Origin of the sequence: Colwellia sp. BRX10-9 (genome assembly GCF_014077405.1) — a bacterium.
GTDB lineage: Bacteria > Pseudomonadota > Gammaproteobacteria > Enterobacterales > Alteromonadaceae > Colwellia_A.
Genome location: NZ_JACGVV010000087.1, coordinates 1 through 1,220, shown reverse-complemented (window position 1 = coordinate 1,220; position 1,220 = coordinate 1). Strand labels below are relative to the sequence as shown.

Here is a 1,220-nt window from a genome sequence, read left to right as displayed (position 1 = left end):
TAATAAGTGACTATGGTGTCAATTATTAATTCTGATTCCTTTCAGGGTCCCACATGACACCATCCCTCACCATAGAATTAAGAATAATAATCATCTTACGAACGCAGGCGATTATCGCTGTTTTTTTCGGCTTTCCGGCTGCTACTAATCGTTGATATGTTGTTTTAAAAACAGGGTTGCATTGCATTGCAGACATCATTGCCATGTACATCACGGTTCTAATTTTATGACGACCACCACGTATATTTCGTTGACCCTCGTAACTCCCACTCTCTTTATTAAATGGCGCTACGCCGATTAACGAAGCTGCTTCTTTATTGGTTAAATAACCCAGTTCTGGCATGTCGCTCAGTAGGTTAAAAGCAACCACAGGGCCGATTCCAGGCATGCTCTGAATAATAGTGTTTTTAGCTTTATATTCACTGCACTTTTCAATGAGCTTATTGAGTTTATTATCGACTTTTTCTATCTGATTTTTAATGGCGATTAAGATAGGTTTGATAATGTTTGTTATTTCTTTTGGCATAATCTGAAGTCGATTTTTCTCCATGGTTTGCATGGTCATAAGTTGTCTTCTTCGAGACAATAAATTACTCATTAACTGAATGTTTTCAGGCTTTAATTTCGACAACGGTGGCTTAATTGCTTCACCATAATGTGCAATTAACTGGGCGTCTAATTTATCTGTTTTAGCCTTACGTCCAATAGCACCAGCAAACTTTTTTATATGCGCAGGGTTTGCTACGGTAAAAGGTAAATCCGCTTGAGAACAGGCAATGATAAACGGGTGTTCAAGTCTACCTGTAGCTTCAATCACAATGCGTGTTGGCTTGTGTGGTTTTATTTTTTTAATGGCTTTTTTAATGCCTTTCTCATCATTAGTAACCGTAAAATAAATATCTAATGGTCTAATATGAATGTCGAGTTGAAGCTTACCTGTATCAACACCAACTGTGATTTCTTTTTGATTATTTATGCAATTCATAATAAGCTGACTCCGCCTTGCTATTCGGGCTCGAGGCCCAGTTGACTATTCGAGTTTAATGCTTGGAGTCCTATACGACGTTCTCACTTATTAACGGTCTCTCAACAGAGGAGCCAGCTGTTAGTCGAACTATCGTATAAGAAGACTTTGGTTGCAGCCAAAGCTTGGGTCTCACTTTACCGAACTTGGTTTAAATTGTTATTAATTAATGGATTTATTATCCATACAAGCTGTT

At 37.9% G+C, this 1,220-nt stretch carries 1 protein-coding gene; it reads right to left on the bottom strand.

Features of this window, described 5'->3' with window-relative positions:
• Positions 1-25: 25 nt before the first annotated feature.
• A complete protein-coding gene (locus tag H4J69_RS19580; RefSeq protein WP_182216147.1) occupies positions 26-985 on the bottom strand; it encodes an IS110 family transposase in 960 nt (319 codons plus the stop codon).
• Between the last annotated feature and the right edge of the window lie 235 nt (positions 986-1,220).